Raw genomic sequence first — 15821 nt, 5'->3', positions numbered from 1 at the left:
ATCTGACGGAAAGAGGCATTATTCCGTCGTTGCACGGCACTGGTCAATGCTCCTAGCGTTCCCGGCGCCACGAGCGCAGTTCTGATGCTCGCTCCGCAAGCTCCGCAGGGCGCAGATGCTCGCTCCGCAAGCTCCGCAGGGCGCAGATGCTCGCTCCGCAAGCTCCGCAGGGCGCAGATGCTCGCTCCGCAAGCTCCGCAGGGCCCAGATGCTCGCTCCGCAAGCTCCGCTCGGTGAGGTGCCACATGACAGCAGACCCGCTGCTCGCGATGCGCGGCATCGTGAAGCAGTTCCCCGGCGTGCGCGCTCTCGACGGCGTCGACCTGGATGTCGCTGCGGGCGAGGTGCACTGCCTGCTGGGGCAGAACGGCGCGGGCAAGTCCACGCTGATCAAGGTGCTCGCCGGGGCGCACCGCCCGGACGCGGGCGAGATCGTCTGGGCGGGCGACCCGGTGTCCTTCGGGGCGCCGCAGGCCGCCGACGCCGCCGGGATCGCGACGATCTACCAGGAGCTGGACCTGGTGCCCGGCCTGTCGGTCGCGGAGAACATCGTGCTCGGCCACGAGCCCTCGCGCATGGGCTTCAGCCGGTTGCGGGCCGCCGAGGACACCGCACGGGAGCTGCTGCGCCGCCTCGGGCACCCCGAGATCCCCCCGCGGCGCGAGCTGGGCCGGCTGTCGGCCGCCGGGCAGCAGGTGGTGAGCATGGCGCGGGCACTCGCCCGCGACGCCCGGCTGATCGTCATGGACGAGCCGTCGGCCGTGCTGGACCCGGAGGAGGTCCAGAACCTGTTCCGGGTGATCCGCGAGCTCACCGCGGACGGCGTCGCCGTCGTCTACATCTCCCACCGGCTCGAGGAGATCCGCGAGATCGGCGACCGCGTCACCGTGCTGAAGGACGGCCGCACCGTCGCCCGCAACCTGCCGGCCCGCGACACCCCGACCGCCGACGTCATCCGCCTGATGACCGGCCGGACCATCGAGTACGTCTTCCCCGAGCGCGCGGCCGCGCCGTCCGACGAGGTCGTGCTGGAGGTCGAGGGCCTCTCGCGCACCGGCGAGTTCGCCGACGTCTCCTTCCGCGTGCGCGCGGGCGAGGTCCTCGGGCTCGCCGGCCTGGTGGGCTCCGGGCGCTCGGAGATCCTGGAGACCGTCTACGGCGCGCGCAAGGCGAGCGCGGGCACCGTCCGGGTCGCGGGCAAGGCGCTGCGCGCGGGCTCGGTGCCCGCCGCCGTCCGCGCGGGGATGGGCCTGGCCCCCGAGGAGCGCAAGAGCCAGGGCCTGCTGCTGGGCGAGCCGGTGTTCCGCAACGTGACGCTGTCGGCTCTCGCGCGCTTCGCGCGCGGCGGCTTCCTGGGTCCGCAGGCCGACCTCGGCCCGGCGGCGCAGGTCACCGCCCAGCTCGACGTGCGCCCGGCCGACGCCACCCGGCCCGTGCGCACGCTCTCCGGCGGCAACCAGCAGAAGGTCGTGCTCGCCCGCTGGCTCCTGCAGGGCTGTTCGGTCCTGCTGCTGGACGAGCCGACCCGCGGCGTCGACGTGGGCGCGCGCAGCGAGATCTACGCGCTCGTCCGGCGGCTCGCGGCGGAGGGAGCGGCGATCGTGCTGGTGTCCAGCGAGGTGCCCGAGGTGCTGGGCCTGGCCGACCGCGTGCTGGTGGTGCGGGAGGGCCGGGTGGTCCACGAGGCCCCGGCCGGCGAGCTCGACGAGGGTCGCGTGCTCGACCTGGTCATGGAAGGGAGCAGGACATGACGAAACCGGACATGACGAAACCGACCACCGGGCAGGCCGCCGCCCCCGCGGTCGACGAGCACGGGCGCGTGGAGCAGGCCGCCCGCGAGGCGGAGCCGCCCCCCTCGCCGCTGCGGCGGGTGCTCGACAGCGGCGCGGGGCGCAACCTCGGCCTCGTCGCCGTGCTGGTGCTGCTGGCGCTGGTCGGCGCCGCCACCGCCGACACGTTCCTCACGGCGTCGAACCTGCTGACGGTCCTGACCCAGGCCTCGATCATCGGCGTGCTCACCGTCGGCGTCACCTTCGTGATCATCGGCGGCGGGATCGACCTGTCGGTCGGCAAGGTGATGGCGCTGGCCTCGGTGTGGGCCACGACCGTGGCGACGCAGTCGTTCGGCCCGCTCGTGATGATCTTCTGCGCGATCGCCGTCGGCGTCGGCGCCGGGATGGTCAACGGCCTGCTCATCGCCTACGGGCGGATCGTGCCGTTCATCGTCACGCTGGCCATGCTGATCTCGGCGCAGGGCCTCGCGGAGCAGATCTCGGGCCGGCGCAGCCAGATCGTCACCGACCCGGTGATCGCCGGCATCGCGAACACCCGGCTGCTGGGCATCCCGCTGCTGGTCTACATCTTCGCGGCGGTGGTGGCCGTCGGGTGGGTGGTGCTCAACCGCACCACCTTCGGCCGCCGCACGTTCGCCATCGGGGGCAACCCGGAGGCCGCGCGGCTGGCCGGCCTCGACGTCAAGCGGCACACGATCCTGCTCTACATGGTGTCCGGGCTGTGCTGCGGCATCGCCGCGATCATGATCGCGTCGCTGACCACCACCGGCTCGAGCACCCACGGCACGCTCTACGAGCTCGACGCCATCGCCGCGGTGATCATCGGCGGCACGCTGCTGTCCGGCGGTCGCGGCACGCTGGTCGGCTCGATCCTGGGTGTGCTCGTGTTCACCACCATCACGAACCTGTTCGTGCTCAACAACCTGGCGACCGAGGTCCAGAACATCGCGAAGGGCGCGATCATCGTCGTCGCCGTGCTGATCCAGGCCCGCGCCCAGCGCTCGTCCGGTTGAACTCACCAAAGGAGTGGACAATGTCGGATCCCACCCGGGGCCTGCATCGGCGCAGGTTCCTCACCGGCGCGCTCGGAGTCGGTGCCGGCGCGGCGCTCACCGCGTGCACCAGCAACGAGGCCCCGGCCCCCGCCGGCGGCGCCCCCGTCGCCCCGGCACCCGCCGCGGGCAGCGCCGCCGAGCCCGGTCCCCCCGTCACCATCGGCTTCTCCGCTCCCGCCGCCGACCACGGCTGGATCGCCGCCATCGCGAACAACGCGCAGGCGCAGGCCGACCAGTACCCGGACGTGACGTTCGAGCCGGTCAACCCGACCAACGACATCGCCCAGCAGATCGCCGCCATCGAGACACTGATCAACCAGGGCGTCAACGCGCTGGTGATCCTGCCCAACGACGGCAGCCAGCTCACCCGCGTGGGGCAGCAGGCGATGGACGCCGGCATCCCGGTGATCAACCTCGACCGGATCTTCGACTCGCCGCTGGCCTACCGGACGTGGATCGGCGGCGACAACTACGGCATGGGCGTCAGCGCCGGCCACTACATCGGGCAGCGGCTGCGCGACGCGGGCGTCGCGAGCCCGATCATCGGCGAGATCGCGGGCATCGACAACCTCCCGCTCACCGCCGCGCGCAGCCAGGGCTTCGCCGACGCGCTCGCCACCTTCGGCTTCTCCGTCGGGCCGCGCCAGGCGGCCGACTTCACCGCCCAGGGCGGCCAGCGGGTCACCGCGAACCTGCTGCAGGCCGCGCCGCGCCTGGACGCCCTCTGGAACCACGACGACGACCAGGGCGTCGGCGTGCTGGCCGCGATCAACCAGGCCGGTCGCAGCGAGTTCTTCATGGTCGGCGGGGCCGGCTCGGCCAACGCGATGCGTGAGATCCAGGCCGACACCGGTGTCCTGAAGGCCACCGTGACCTACAGCCCGTCGATGGCGTCCTCGGCCGTTGCGCTCGCGCGGCTCGTGGCGCAGGGTCGGGGTATGAGCGATCTTGCGGAACGGGAGGTGCCGGCGTCGATCACGCTGGCCTCGGCGACCATCACGCGGGAGAACGTGGCCGACTACCTGCCCCTCGGTTTCGAGTCATGACCGACGGCTCGACGCACGGCTCGACGCTCGGCGTCGGGATGGTCGGCTACGCCTTCATGGGTGCCGCCCACTCCCAGGCGTGGCGCACGGCGGGACGGTTCTTCGACCTGCCGATGCAGCCGGACATGGCGGTGCTCTGCGGCCGCAGCGCCGAGGCCACCGCGGCCGCGGCGCAGCGCATGGGCTGGCGGCACACCGAGACCGACTGGAAGGCGCTGCTCGGGCGCGACGACGTGCAGCTGATCGACATCTGCACGCCGGGCGACACCCACGCCGAGATCGCGATCGCCGCGCTGGAGGCCGGCAAGCACGTGCTGTGCGAGAAGCCGCTCGCCAACACCGTCGACGAGGCCAGGGCCATGGTCGCCGCGGCGGAGAAGGCGAAGGCGCAGGGCGTGCGCAGCATGGTGGCGTTCAACTACCGGCGGGTGCCCGCGGTCGCGCTCGCGCGGCAGCTGGTGGAGCAGGGGCGGATCGGCCAGATCCGCCACGTCCGCGCCACCTACCTGCAGGACTGGATCACCGATCCGGAGTTCCCGCTGGTCTGGCGCCTGCAGAAGGACAAGGCCGGCTCCGGCGCGCTGGGCGACATCGGCGCGCACATCGTCGACATGGCCCAGTTCGTCACCGGCGACCGCATCAGCGGCGTCTCGGCGCTCACCGAGACGTTCATCAAGGAGCGGCCGCTGCCCGAGTCGTCCAGCGGGCTGTCGGCCTCCGGGTCGAGCGAGCGCGGGGAGGTGACCGTCGACGACACCGCGCTGTTCCTGGCCCGGTTCGGCGGCGGCGCCGTGGCCACGTTCGAGGCCACCCGGTTCGCCACCGGCCGCAAGAACGGGCTGCGGCTGGAGATCAACGGCAGCGCGGGGTCGCTCGCGTTCGACTTCGAGTCGATGAACGAGCTGTCCTTCTACGACGCGGGGGAGGACCCCGACACCGCCGGGTTCCGCCGGATCTACGTCACCGAGCCGACCCACCCCTACGTCGGCGCATGGTGGCCGCCGGGCCACGGGCTCGGCTACGAGCACTCGTTCACCCACGAGGTCGTCGACCTGGTCCGCGACCTCGCCGCGGGCACCGACCCGGCCCCGTCGTTCGCCGACGGGCTGCAGGTCCAGCAGGTGCTCGACGCCGTGAGCCGCTCGGCGCAGGCCGGCAGCGGCTGGGAACCGATCGCAGGAGAGGACTGATGGCGCGACCGATCACGCTGTTCACCGGGCAGTGGGCCGACCTGCCGTTCGAGGAGGTCGCCCGGCTCGCGGGGGAGTGGGGCTACGACGGGCTGGAGATCGCCTGCTGGGGCGACCACTTCGACGTGCGGGCCGCGGTCGAGGACGACTCGTACGTCCAGGGCCGCCGCGACATCCTGGAGAAGCACGGGCTGCAGGTGTTCGCCATCTCCAACCACCTCAACGGCCAGGCCGTCTGCGACGACCCGATCGACGAGCGGCACCACGCCATCGTGCACCCGCGCGTCTGGGGCGACGGTGACCCCGAGGGCGTGCGGCAGCGGGCGGCGGAGGAGATGAAGTACACGGCGCGGGCCGCCGCGAAGCTCGGCGTGGACACCGTCGTCGGGTTCACCGGGTCGAAGATCTGGAAGACCGTGGCGATGTTCCCGCCCACGCCGCAGTCCATGGTCGACGACGGCTACCGCGACTTCGCCGACCGCTGGAACCCGATCCTCGACGTGTTCGACGAGGTCGGCGTCCGGTTCGCCCACGAGGTGCACCCGAGCGAGATCGCCTACGACTACTGGACGGCCGTTGCCGCGCTGGAGGCCGTCGGGCACCGCGAGGCGTTCGGCCTCAACTGGGACCCGAGCCACTTCGTGTGGCAGGACCTCGACCCGGTCGGCTTCCTCTGGGACTTCAAGGACCGGATCTACCACGTCGACTGCAAGGACGCGAAGCGCCAGGTCGGCAACGGCCGCAACGGCCGGATGGGCTCCCACCTGCCGTGGGCCGACCCGCGCCGCGGCTGGGACTTCGTCTCCACCGGGCACGGCGACGTGCCGTGGGAGGCGTGCTTCCGGATGCTCAACACCATCGGCTACACCGGCCCCATCTCGATCGAGTGGGAGGACGCCGGGATGGACCGCCTGGTGGGCGCCCCGGACGCGCTGGAGTTCGTGAAGCGCACCGTGTTCGAGGCGCCGACGGCGGCGTTCGACTCCGCCTTCAGCAGCGGAGGCGAATGAGCGAGGCCCGCGCCGCGAGCCGGGCGCCGTGACGAACGGCACTTTCGTCGGCTAGGTACCGACGAGAGTGCCGTTCGTCCGGGAGCGGCTGGGAGTACGACAGCCGCCGCCCGGCACGCGCAGCCCGTCCGGCCCCGGCGGCGCCGTTCAGGACGGCGCGCTGAGCGCGGCGATCCGGGCGAGCCTGCCCTCCAGGGCCGCGATCCGGCCCCGGTCCTGCACGAGCAGCGCGAGCACCTCGCCGAACGCCTCGACGACGCGGACCTCGCCCGCGAGCAGGTCCCGGCGCGTGACGACGAACAGCACGCCCAGCGGGCCCGTCTCGCCCGGCAGGGCGACCGCGACACCCTGCCCGGTGGCCCGCGGCTCGGGGAACCCCTCCTCGGCGGGGTCGAACAGGCTCGGCCGCGCGGTCGTGAGCGCGCGGGTGACCGGTGCCGGTGCGGGGTCGGCCGTGAGCCGCTCGGCCAGCCAGCGCGGGACGCCGAACGCCGCGGCGAACCGGGGCGTGCCGGCGTGGCGCAGGTAGAGCCCGGCGCTGTCGGCGTCGAGCGCGCCGGCCGGCGCCCTGACGGCGGGGCGGACCGCCGCGACGATCGCGGCCCACTCGGCTCCCGTGGTTCCCGGGTCGGTCGCGCCGCCCGGCGTTGCGGACCCGGCCTCCTCCCACGGCCCGTCGCCACCGGTGCGCCCCGCGTAGCGGCGCAGCTCGTCGGGGTCGTAGCGGCGGTGCCCGCCCGGGGTGCGCTGTGGACGCAGCAGGCCCGCCTCCTCCGCGGCGAGGAGCGTGGTGCGGCTCAGCCCCAGCGCGCGGCTCGCCTCGCTCACCGTGAGCCGGTGCCCCACTGCCACGGGTCCCTCCCGCCGGATCCGACCGAGATGATTTGAACCGTCCCCCGATCGAGTGGTACACCCCACACGGCGGGCGGTCAACGGCGGCGCCCGCCACCTCAGGCGCGACGGTTCCGCCGGTTCGGACGGTTCGGACGGGGTTCGACGTGGGTTCGATGGCGGGAGGTGCCGTGCCCGACGTGCGCGCCGCGGTCCTGCCCGACCTCACCGGGCAGGTCGCGCTCGTCACCGGGGCCGCGCGCGGCCAGGGCCGGTCCCACTGCCTGGCGCTCGCCGAGGCGGGCGCCGACGTCGCCGCCCTCGACGTCTGCCGCGACCTCGAGGTCCCCCGCTACCCGCTCGGCACGCGGGCCGAGCTGGACGAGGTGGTGGCCGAGGTCGAGCGCCGCGGGCGCCGGGCCGTGCCGCTGGTCGCCGACGTCCGGGACCCCGACGAGGTCGCCGCGGCCCTCGCGGCGGTGGAGGCGGAGCTCGGGCGACTGGACGTGCTGGTGAACAACGCGGCGGTCGTGACGAGCGCGCCGTTCTGGGAGCTGAGCGAGCAGCAGTGGTCGGCGGTCGTCGACACCAACCTGTCCGGCGTCTGGCGCACCACGCGCGCGGCGGTGGGACTGCTGCGCCGGGCGCCGCGGGGCCGCATCGTGAACATCGCCTCCACCGGCGGGGTGCGGGCCCTGCCCGAGTTCGCGCACTACGTGGCGGCCAAGCACGGCGTCGTCGGGCTCACCCGGGCGATGGCGATCGAGCTGGCCAGCGGGGGCGTCACCGTCAACGCGATCCTGCCCGGCGCCGTGGACTCGCCGATGCTCGCGGGCCTCGCCGACGAGCTCGGGCTCACGCCGCAGGACGTGCACAAGCGCTGGCTGCACGACCAGCTGCTGGTCGAGGTGATCCCGCCCGAGGAGGTCACCGGGGCGCTGCTGTGGCTGCTCAGCGACGCCGCCCGGCACGTCACCGGCCACTGCCTGGCCGTCGACGGAGGTGCGCTGGCCCGCTAGCACCCGCGACACCACCGGCGCGACCCTCGCGGTCGCCGTCGGGCAGAACGCCGCGAACGCCGGACAGGACAGGAGAGGGTTCATGGCAGGACGTCTCGAAGGCAAGGTCGTGCTGGTCTCGGGGGCGGCCCGGGGGCAGGGCCGCTCGCACGCGGTGCGCCTGGCGCAGGAGGGCGCCGACATCATCGCGTTCGACGTGTGCCGGCAGCTGGACAGCGTGCCGTACCCGATGGCGGTGCCCGAGGACCTCGAGGAGACCGTGAAGCTGGTCGAGGACCTCGACCGGCGCATCGTCGCCCGGGAGGCCGACGTGCGGGACGCGGGGGCCGTGCAGGCCGTGGTCGACGAGGGCGTGCGCGAGTTCGGCCGCCTCGACGTCGTCTGCGCCAACGCCGGCATCGTCTCGTTCGCCGAGAACGCGTGGAGCCTCTCCGACGCGCAGTGGGACGAGATGCTCGCGGTCAACCTCACCGGGGTGTGGAAGACCGTGCGGGCCGCCGTCCCGGCGATGATCGACGCGGGGAACGGCGGGTGCATCGTGCTCACCAGCTCGACGGCGGGTGTGAAGGGCATGGCCGGCATCGGCCACTACGTCTCGGCCAAGCACGGCGTGGTCGGGTTGATGCGCACGCTGGCCGTGGAGCTCGCCCCGCACTCGATCCGCGTGAACACCGTGCACCCCACCGGCGTGAACACGCCGATGGTGGTCAACGACCACACCGCGCAGTTCCTGTCGGCCGAGCCGGCCGACCAGGGCAACATGGACAACCTGCTGCCGGTCGAGATGGTCGAGGCGGTGGACATCTCCCACGCCATCCTGTGGCTCGCCTCCGACGAGGCCCGCTACGTCACCGGGGTGTCGCTGCCCGTCGACGCCGGGATGCTGCAGAAGTGACCGCTGCCGCCCGCCGTGACGCGATCGCCGCGGGGGTCGTCGGCAGGCGGCGCGAGCTCGACCTCGTGCTCGCCGCCGTCTCGGCCGGGCGCGACATCCTGCTGGAGGGCCCGCCCGGCACGTCGAAGTCGACGATGCTGCGCGCCATCACCGCGCACTGGGGCGTGCCGTTCCTGCTGGTGGAGGGCAACGCCGAGCTCACGCCCGCGCGGCTGGTCGGGCACCACAACCCCGCGCGGGTGCTGCGCGAGGACTACTCGGCGGAGAACTTCGTGGCCGGCCCGCTCGTCGAGGCGATGCGGTCGGGCGGCTTCCTCTACATCGAGGAGCTCAACCGGGCGCCGGAGGACACCCTCAACGTCCTGCTCGCCGCGATGGCCGAGCGGGAGGTCGCGGTGCCGCGCGTCGGGCTGGTGGCGGCCCGGGCGACGTTCCGGGTGCTCGCGTCGATGAACCCGTTCGACGACGTCGGCACCGCGCGCATCTCCGACTCCGTCTACGACCGCTGGTGCCGCCTCGCCGTCGGCTACCAGGACGCGGCCGAGGAACGGGCCATCGTCGTGGCCCGCACCGGGAGCGCGGACGCCGCGCTCGTGGACGACGCGGTGGCGATCACGCGCGCCACCCGCGGGCACCCCGACCTGCGGCGGGGCTCCAGCGTGCGCGGCGCGATCGACCTCGTCGCAGTCGCCGCGGAGCTCGCGGAGCTGGGCAGCCACGGGCCCGACCGGCCGCGCCTGGTGCTGGACGCCGCGCTGCTGGCGCTGTCGGGCCGCATCGGGGTGGACGAGACCAGCGACCTCACCCCGGAGGAGGTGATCACCCGGATCTGGGAGGACCGTTTTTTCTCGCGCCCCGGCGTGCGGCGCCGGGTCCCCACCGGGTAGCGGTCGAGAACGCGGTGCGGCTGCCCGGAGCGGGCTCCGGCCCGCGCATGGCCCCGCTGCGCAGGCGGCCCAAGCAGCTGACCGAACCGCCCGCGCTCTTCCGGGCGGGCACCGGCCCGCCGGTCGTGACCGACGGCGCGGCGGACCGCGGTGCCGGTGCCGCGGACGGCGCGGCCGGCGGTCAGGGCACGCTCGTCACGGGCCGGCGCGCCCGCCTGCGCGACGTCGCCGAGCTGCTGGAGGATCGCCCCGCCGATCCCGAGGTCGCGGCGATGGCCCAGCGGATCGCCCGCAGGCTCGCGATCCGCAGGCGGTCGCGGGAGCACCGCGGGGAGCGCGGCGCAGGCCGGATCGCCTCGATGCCCTACCGCTACCGCTCCGACGACATCGACCTGGACCGCACCCTCGAGGTGCTCACCGAGCGGCCGGTCCCCGAGGACACCGACATCGTCGTGCGGGAGCGGGTGCGCACACGGCGCGACGTCGTCCTCGTCGTCGACGTGTCCGGATCGATGCGCGGGGAGAAGGTGCGCATCGCCGCGGCGACGGTGGCCGCGCTGTCGGCGGACCTCGCCGGGGGCGGCGACCGGCTCGCGCTCGTGGCGTTCTGGTCCGACGCCGCGCTGCTCGCCCCGCTGGACGCGCCGGTGCCCGCGGACCGGCTGCTCGCGCAGCTGCTGCGCATCCCCGCGCGGGGGCTCACCGACGTCGGGTTCGCGCTCGCCGCCGCCCACGCCGAGCTTGCCCGCTCCACCGCGCGCCGCCGCACCACCGTGCTGCTCAGCGACGCCGTGCACAACGCGGGACCCGACCCCCGCCTGATCGCCCGCCGGCTGCCCGAGCTGCACGTGCTGCTCGAGGCCGACGGCGAGCACGACGCGCCGCTGGCCGCCGACCTGGCCCGGCTGGGCCGCGGCCGCCTGGCGCCGATCAGGACCCACCGCGACGTGGCACCCGCGCTCAACCGGCTCCTGGCCTGAGGTCGGCGGCGTAGAGGGCGAAGGGGGCGTCGTCGTGCACGCCCTCCTTCCCCGCGATCAGGCCGGGACGGCGGATCTCGCGGGTGTACACCATGCCGAGGCGCTCCATCACCGCGCGGGAACGGGTGTTGTGCACCTCGGTGAACGCGACGACACGCGCCGCGCCCAGGGCGTCGGCGGCGAACCGAAGAGATTCGGCCCCGATCTCGGTGGCGTACCCGCATCCCCACAGCGCCCGCCGCACGACCCAGCCGACCTCCAGAACGGGTGCGCCCGCGACCTCCGTCCACGACAGACCGCCGCGCCCGACGAGCTCGCCCGTGGCGCGATCGTGGGCGATCCACTTGTGCACGCCCTCGACCCGCCACCCCTCGCTCATCCGGGCGGCCACCGCGCGCGCCTCATCGGGGGAGAGCGGGTCGGCCCAGTGGGCGACCTCGGGGTCCTGGTGCAGCAGCCAGAGCTGCTCGGCGTGCTCGGGGCCGATGGGCGTCATGTCGAGCCGTTCGGTGAACCGTCGCACCGCGCTCCTCACTGTGGGTACGGTATCGATTCCGATTCGTTGCTCCTGCGGCTGGCACCGACCGGTCCGGGTGACCTAACGTCACCCTGTTCGGCGACGGAGGCGGCGATGGTTGCAGTGGACGCGGATCCCGCGCCAGAGGATTCCCGCCGCAGGTGGCGCTGGGGGCGCCGCGGGGCGGCGGGCGAGCCCGCGGACGGGACCACGCAGGGGGCGGCGGGCGGCGCGGTCGTGCGCCCGCGCGCGGTGAGACCGGCGGAGCGCCGGAAGGGCGGCGCGATGAGCACGCTGGCCGAAGGGCGCCGGATCGCGGCGAACCTGCGCGGTGGGATCGGCGGCCCGGACGCCGCGGCGGCGGCGCGCGGCCTGCGCCGCCTCCTCGACGCCGACGCGGTGGCGCTCGGTGGCCTGCACGACGGGCTGTTGTGGGCGGGGCGCCCGGCCGACGTCGAGGCCGCCGAGCAGCTCGCGGACGACGTCCTGCGCACCGACGCCCGGGCGTCCGCGGCCGCCACGGTCGCGCTGCCGGTGCACGCGCGCGACGAGCTCGCGGGGGTGCTCGTGGTGGCGGGCGCGGTCCCGGCGTCCGCCGCGCGGGAGGCGGCGCTGTGGGTGGGCGAGGCCCTCGAGCGGGCCCGGCTGGAGGAGTCGGCCGCCGTCGCCGAGCAGGCCGAGCTGCGGGCGCTGCGCGCGGAGATCTCGCCGCACTTCGTCTACAACAGCCTCACCGCGATCGCGTCGTTCGTGGAGTCCGACCCGGAGCGCTCGCGGGACCTGATGCTGGACTTCGCCGAGTACACCCGCCACAGCCTGGCCCGCCACGGCGAGTACACCACGGTCGCGGGCGAGTTCCGGGCGATCGAGGCCTACCTCGCGCTGGCCAGGGCGGTGCTCGGCGAGCGGCTGAAGGTGCAGGTGCGGATCGCGCCGGAGATCCTGCCGGTCGCACTGCCCTACCTGGCACTGCAACCGCTGGTGGAGAACGCGGTGCGGCACGGGGTGGAGCTGCCCGGCGGCAGCGGGTTGGTCCAGGTGAGCGGTGAGGCGGACGGCACGGAGTGCGTCATCGCGGTCGAGGACGACGGCCCCGGCATGTCGCCGGGGTACGCCGCGGCCGTCCTCGCGGGCCGCGGGTCGGGGGCCGGGCTCGGGTTGGTGAACGTCGACCGGCGGCTGCGTACCGTCTACGGAGCCGGGTACGGCCTCGTCATCGAGACCGCGGAGGGCGCGGGCACCCGGGTGCTGCTGCGGCTGCCGCGCTTCCAACCCGGGGTGGTGGTGGCATGACGCGCCCGTTGCGGGTGCTCGCCGTCGACGACGTCGCGCCGGCGCTGGCGGAGCTCGTCCGGTTGCTGCGCGAGTCGCCCGAGGTCGGGGACGTCGCCCGCGCGGGCGACCCGATCACCGCACTGCGCCTGATCCAGGCGGGCCCGCTCGACGTGGTGTTCCTCGACATCTCGATGCCGGGGATGAACGGGCTCGAGCTGGCCTCCCTGCTGGCCCGGATGACCGACCCGCCGATGATCGTGTTCGTCACGGCCTACGAGGAGCACGCGGCGTCCGCGTACGGGATCGGTGCGGTGGACTACCTGCTCAAGCCGGTGAGCGCGGAGCGGCTCGCCGCGGCGCTCACCCGCGTGCGGCGCTTCTCCGCCCCGGACACCGCGCCGGCCCCGGCCCCGGTCGACGCGCTCGCCGCGGTGCCGGTCGAGCTGGCCGGGCGCACCCGGTTCGTGCGGCGCGACGACGTGCGCTTCGTCGAGGCGCAGGGTGACTACGTGCGGCTGCACACGCCCACCGGTGCGCACCTGGTGCGGATCCCGATCTCGCGGCTGGAGGAGCACTGGCAGCACGCCGGGTTCAGCCGCGTGCACCGCAGCTACCTGCTGGCGGTGCCCGCGGTCCGGGAGCTGCGCAGCGACCTGTCCGGAGGGCTGCTCGCCCACACCGACGTCGGCGACGTGCCGGTGAGCCGCCGCCACGCCCGCGAGCTGCGCGAGCACCTGCTCGAGGCCGCCACGCGCGGGGCCTTCGAACCCCCGGACCGGCGGGCCGCCCGGTGAGGCACCAGCGCCGCGTCGCGGTCACCAGCCCGCAGACCCGGGTGGCGCTCGCCGGGCGGCGGAGCGGCGCCCCGGCCGCTCCACCGCACCTCGCGCCTGCCGACGCGGAGCGCGCCCGCGGGATCCACCGCGTGCAGCTGCGGTACGCGCTCGTCGTGCTCGGGCTGCTCGGGGCGTTGCTGCTCGGGCTGCCGCTGCTGCTCGCCGCCCTCCCCGGCCTCGACGACGTGCGCGTGGCCGGGGTTCCGGTCTCCTGGCTCGCGGTCGCCGTGCTGCCCTTCCCCCTGCTCGCACTGCTCGCGACCTGGCAGCTGCGCACGGCCGAGCGCATCGAGCGGCCTCGCCGCCGGCCCCGGACGCGCCGGTGATCCTCGCGATCGTCCCGGTACTGCTGATCACCCTGCTGATCGGCGCGCGCGGGGTCGCCGCCATGCGAACGACCTCGGACTTCCTGGTGGCGTCGCGGCGGATCTCGCCGGCCGTGAACGCGGCCGCCGTGTCCGGTGAGTACCTGTCGGCGGCGTCGTTCCTGGGGATCGCGGGCCTCGTCCTGAAGGACGGGGTCGGTTCGCTCTGGTACGCGGTCGGCTTCGCGGCGGGCTACGTCGCGATGCTCGCGCTCGTGGCCGCGCCGATGCGCCGCACCGGCGCCCTGACCGTGCCCGACTTCGCCGAGGCCCGGTTGGGCTCGCCGGGGCTGCGGAAGCTGTCGGCCGTGGTCGTGCTGGTGATCGGCTACCTCTACCTGGTGCCGCAGTTCACCGCCGCGGGACAGGTGCTCGGGGCGGTCAGCGGCAGCCCGTACTGGGTGGGCGTGGTGATCGCCGGGGCCGCGGTGAGCGTCACGCTGGCCCTGGGCGGCATGCGCGCGGCCACCTACGTGCAGGCGTTCCAGTTCGTGCTCAAGCTGGTGCTGTTCATCGTGCCGGCGGTCTGGCTGGTGCTGCACGTCGGACCGGACACCCGCCGCGACGCGCTCACCCCGGTGGAGTTCAGCCGCTTCGAGGCCGACACGCCGGTGCAGTTCCAGCTGGACCTGGACCTCACGATCACCGAGCCCACGCGCGTGACGCTGCCCGGGCACCCCGAGCGGGAGCTGGCGCCGGGGGAGTACCCGGTGGAGGCGGGGCAGACGTGGGTGTTCGGCGCGGGCAGTGCCGTGCCGCACGTCGGCGCGGGCCCGCCGGGCGGCGCGGACTGGTCGCGCCCGCTGCTCGACCCGGGCGGGTACCCGGTGCTCGCCACGTGGTCGGTGCTGGTCGCCACCGTGCTCGGGACGATGGGGTTGCCGCACATCCTCATCCGCTTCCACACCAGCCCGGACGGGCGCGGCGCCCGGCGCACCGCTGCGATCACCGTCGGCATGCTGGGCGTGTTCTACCTGTTCCCCGCCGTGTACGGGCTGCTCGGCGCGGCGCTGCTGCCGGAGCTGTACCTCTCGGGCGCCACGGACACCGTGGTCGTCGCGCTCCCGGCCCGGGTCGACTCCGGCCCGGTGGGCACGACCTTCACCGCGCTGCTCACCGCCGGCGCCTTCGCGGCCTTCCTCGCCACCTCGCTCGGGCTGCTGCTCGCGGTGTCCGGCGCGCTGTCGCACGACCTGGTGCCGAGCACGCTGCGCCGGCTGCGGTTCACCCCGCTCGTCGCGGCGCTCGGCGTCGTCCTGCTCGCGCTGCCCGCGGGCCGCGTGGACGTCGGCGTGCTGGTCACCTCCGCGTTCGCCGTGGCGGCCTCCACGTTCTGCCCGCTGCTCGTGCTCGGGATCTGGTGGCGGCGGCTCACGGCGCAGGGCGCGGTCGTGGGGATGGTCACCGGGCTGCTCGCGTCCGCGGGCGTGATCGGGGTCGACCTGTTCCTGGGCGCCCCGCCCGGGCTCGCCGGGATCCTGCTCGGCCAGCCCGCCCTGTGGTCGGTGCCGCTGGCGTTCGCCACGATGGTGCTCGTGTCCCTGCGTGGCCGCCCGCCCGCCTGGGCGGCGGCGGCCATGCTGCGCCTGCACCTGGACGAGAGCGAGCCGGGACGGCGCTGAGTGCGAACCCGCGGCCGGGCGCCGGGCGATGAGTTCCGGGCCCGCCGCCGGTCAGATCCCGCATGACGACAGCGACGGGCGCGGCGGGGCGGGGTGGTGACCGGGCGGCCTCCGCCGGGCCGGTCGAGGTGCACCGGCGGGGAGCCGACGGTGGACGCTGACGATGCGGTCACCTTCCTCGGCAGGCCGCTGGGCCCGTCGTTCGCGGGACGGGTCGTCACGATCGCGCCCGGCGCCTCCCGGCCCTACGACGAGGCCGAGTGGCGCGATGCGCTCGTGGTGGTCGAGCACGGCGAGCTCGCCCTGGAGTGCCCGGCCGGCGGGCGGCGCAGCTTCGGGACCGGAGCCGTGCTCTGGCTCGTCGGCGTGGACGTCGTGACGCTGCACAACCACTCACCCACGGAGACCACCGTGCTCGTGGCCGTGTCCCGGCGACGCCCCACGACCGCGGAGGACCGGCCGCCGCCCTGACCGCGCGCCAGGCTCCCACCCGGACGAAC

At 74.6% G+C, this 15821-nt stretch carries 16 protein-coding genes; 14 read left to right on the top strand and 2 right to left on the bottom strand.

Annotation, left to right across the window (positions count from 1 at the left end; translation table 11 throughout):
• Positions 1–245: 245 nt before the first annotated feature.
• From FB558_RS36105 to FB558_RS36085, 5 genes are read left to right on the top strand one after another with little or no spacing between them, the layout of a single operon-like run.
• Entirely contained in the window at positions 246–1751 is a 1506-nt protein-coding gene (locus tag FB558_RS36105) for a sugar ABC transporter ATP-binding protein (protein WP_211367067.1), read from the top strand.
• On the top strand, positions 1748–2806 hold the full coding sequence (locus FB558_RS36100; protein WP_246107008.1) for an ABC transporter permease: 1059 nt from the start codon (positions 1748–1750) through the stop codon (positions 2804–2806). Before FB558_RS36105 ends, FB558_RS36100 begins: the two co-directional genes overlap by 4 nt.
• A gap of 20 nt (positions 2807–2826) precedes the next feature.
• Positions 2827–3894, top strand: coding sequence for a substrate-binding domain-containing protein (locus tag FB558_RS36095; RefSeq protein ID WP_142061537.1), 1068 nt, complete (start codon positions 2827–2829; stop codon positions 3892–3894).
• A complete protein-coding gene (locus FB558_RS36090; protein WP_142061535.1) occupies positions 3891–5084 on the top strand; it encodes a Gfo/Idh/MocA family protein in 1194 nt (397 codons plus the stop codon). Before FB558_RS36095 ends, FB558_RS36090 begins: the two co-directional genes overlap by 4 nt.
• Complete coding sequence (locus tag FB558_RS36085) at positions 5084–6094, top strand: sugar phosphate isomerase/epimerase family protein (RefSeq protein WP_142061533.1); 1011 nt, start codon at positions 5084–5086, stop codon at positions 6092–6094. The genes FB558_RS36090 and FB558_RS36085 overlap by 1 nt, the downstream gene beginning before the upstream one ends.
• Positions 6095–6241: 147 nt before the next feature.
• Here the strand turns inward: FB558_RS36085 and FB558_RS36080 are convergent, their stop codons facing one another.
• Entirely contained in the window at positions 6242–6946 is a 705-nt protein-coding gene (locus FB558_RS36080) for a MerR family transcriptional regulator (protein ID WP_142061531.1), read from the bottom strand.
• Between the two features lie 170 nt (positions 6947–7116).
• Between FB558_RS36080 and FB558_RS36075 the strand changes: the two genes are divergently transcribed.
• The 4 genes from FB558_RS36075 to FB558_RS36060 all read left to right on the top strand — a co-directional run bounded on the left by FB558_RS36075 (position 7117) and on the right by FB558_RS36060 (position 10706).
• Positions 7117–7944 carry an SDR family oxidoreductase gene (locus tag FB558_RS36075; protein ID WP_246107007.1) on the top strand — a complete coding sequence of 276 codons (828 nt, stop codon included), beginning with the start codon at positions 7117–7119 and terminating at the stop codon, positions 7942–7944.
• Positions 7945–8026: 82 nt separating this feature from the next.
• A complete protein-coding gene (locus tag FB558_RS36070; protein ID WP_142061528.1) occupies positions 8027–8839 on the top strand; it encodes a mycofactocin-coupled SDR family oxidoreductase in 813 nt (270 codons plus the stop codon).
• The gene (locus FB558_RS36065) at positions 8836–9726 is read left to right on the top strand and encodes an AAA family ATPase (protein WP_142061527.1); all 891 of its coding nucleotides are present in this window, start codon (positions 8836–8838) and stop codon (positions 9724–9726) included. Before FB558_RS36070 ends, FB558_RS36065 begins: the two co-directional genes overlap by 4 nt.
• Before the next feature lie 14 nt (positions 9727–9740).
• Positions 9741–10706 carry a VWA domain-containing protein gene (locus FB558_RS36060; protein WP_246107006.1) on the top strand — a complete coding sequence of 322 codons (966 nt, stop codon included), beginning with the start codon at positions 9741–9743 and terminating at the stop codon, positions 10704–10706.
• On the opposite strand, the gene FB558_RS36055 is transcribed toward FB558_RS36060, so the two are convergent.
• Entirely contained in the window at positions 10687–11229 is a 543-nt protein-coding gene (locus FB558_RS36055; protein ID WP_211367066.1) for a GNAT family N-acetyltransferase, read from the bottom strand. The genes FB558_RS36060 and FB558_RS36055 overlap by 20 nt on opposite strands.
• Positions 11230–11508: 279 nt before the next feature.
• Here FB558_RS36055 and FB558_RS36050 point away from each other — a divergent pair, with 279 nt between their 5' ends.
• From FB558_RS36050 to FB558_RS36030, 5 genes are all read left to right on the top strand, one after another.
• Positions 11509–12516 (top strand): sensor histidine kinase, encoded by a 1008-nt coding sequence (locus FB558_RS36050; protein WP_142062060.1) that lies wholly within the window; start codon positions 11509–11511, stop codon positions 12514–12516.
• Complete coding sequence (locus FB558_RS36045; protein ID WP_142061525.1) at positions 12513–13292, top strand: LytR/AlgR family response regulator transcription factor; 780 nt, start codon at positions 12513–12515, stop codon at positions 13290–13292. The genes FB558_RS36050 and FB558_RS36045 overlap by 4 nt, the downstream gene beginning before the upstream one ends.
• Positions 13289–13660 carry a hypothetical protein gene (locus FB558_RS36040; protein ID WP_142061523.1) on the top strand — a complete coding sequence of 124 codons (372 nt, stop codon included), beginning with the start codon at positions 13289–13291 and terminating at the stop codon, positions 13658–13660. Before FB558_RS36045 ends, FB558_RS36040 begins: the two co-directional genes overlap by 4 nt.
• Positions 13657–15321 carry a sodium/solute symporter gene (locus FB558_RS36035; protein ID WP_246107005.1) on the top strand — a complete coding sequence of 555 codons (1665 nt, stop codon included), beginning with the start codon at positions 13657–13659 and terminating at the stop codon, positions 15319–15321. The genes FB558_RS36040 and FB558_RS36035 overlap by 4 nt, the downstream gene beginning before the upstream one ends.
• Before the next feature lie 150 nt (positions 15322–15471).
• Positions 15472–15792: a hypothetical protein gene (locus tag FB558_RS36030; RefSeq protein ID WP_142061521.1), complete on the top strand. Its 321-nt coding sequence runs from the start codon at positions 15472–15474 to the stop codon at positions 15790–15792.
• Positions 15793–15821 lie beyond the last annotated feature (29 nt).

The organism is Pseudonocardia kunmingensis, assembly GCF_006716445.1.
In the GTDB taxonomy this organism is placed as follows: domain Bacteria; phylum Actinomycetota; class Actinomycetes; order Mycobacteriales; family Pseudonocardiaceae; genus Pseudonocardia; species Pseudonocardia kunmingensis.
This window is presented reverse-complemented; position numbering and strand designations above follow the sequence as displayed.

Bases quoted from the DNA above. Each gene is read 5' to 3' on its own strand.
- FB558_RS36105 (WP_211367067.1), top strand. From the start codon at position 246: ATGACAGCAGACCCGCTGCTCGCGATGCGCGGCATCGTGAAGCAGTTC.
- FB558_RS36100 (WP_246107008.1), top strand. From the start codon at position 1,748: ATGACGAAACCGGACATGACGAAACCGACCACCGGGCAGGCCGCCGCC.
- FB558_RS36095 (WP_142061537.1), top strand. From the start codon at position 2,827: ATGTCGGATCCCACCCGGGGCCTGCATCGGCGCAGGTTCCTCACCGGC.
- FB558_RS36090 (WP_142061535.1), top strand. From the start codon at position 3,891: ATGACCGACGGCTCGACGCACGGCTCGACGCTCGGCGTCGGGATGGTC.
- FB558_RS36085 (WP_142061533.1), top strand. From the start codon at position 5,084: ATGGCGCGACCGATCACGCTGTTCACCGGGCAGTGGGCCGACCTGCCG.
- FB558_RS36070 (WP_142061528.1), top strand. From the start codon at position 8,027: ATGGCAGGACGTCTCGAAGGCAAGGTCGTGCTGGTCTCGGGGGCGGCC.
- FB558_RS36050 (WP_142062060.1), top strand. From the start codon at position 11,509: ATGAGCACGCTGGCCGAAGGGCGCCGGATCGCGGCGAACCTGCGCGGT.
- FB558_RS36045 (WP_142061525.1), top strand. From the start codon at position 12,513: ATGACGCGCCCGTTGCGGGTGCTCGCCGTCGACGACGTCGCGCCGGCG.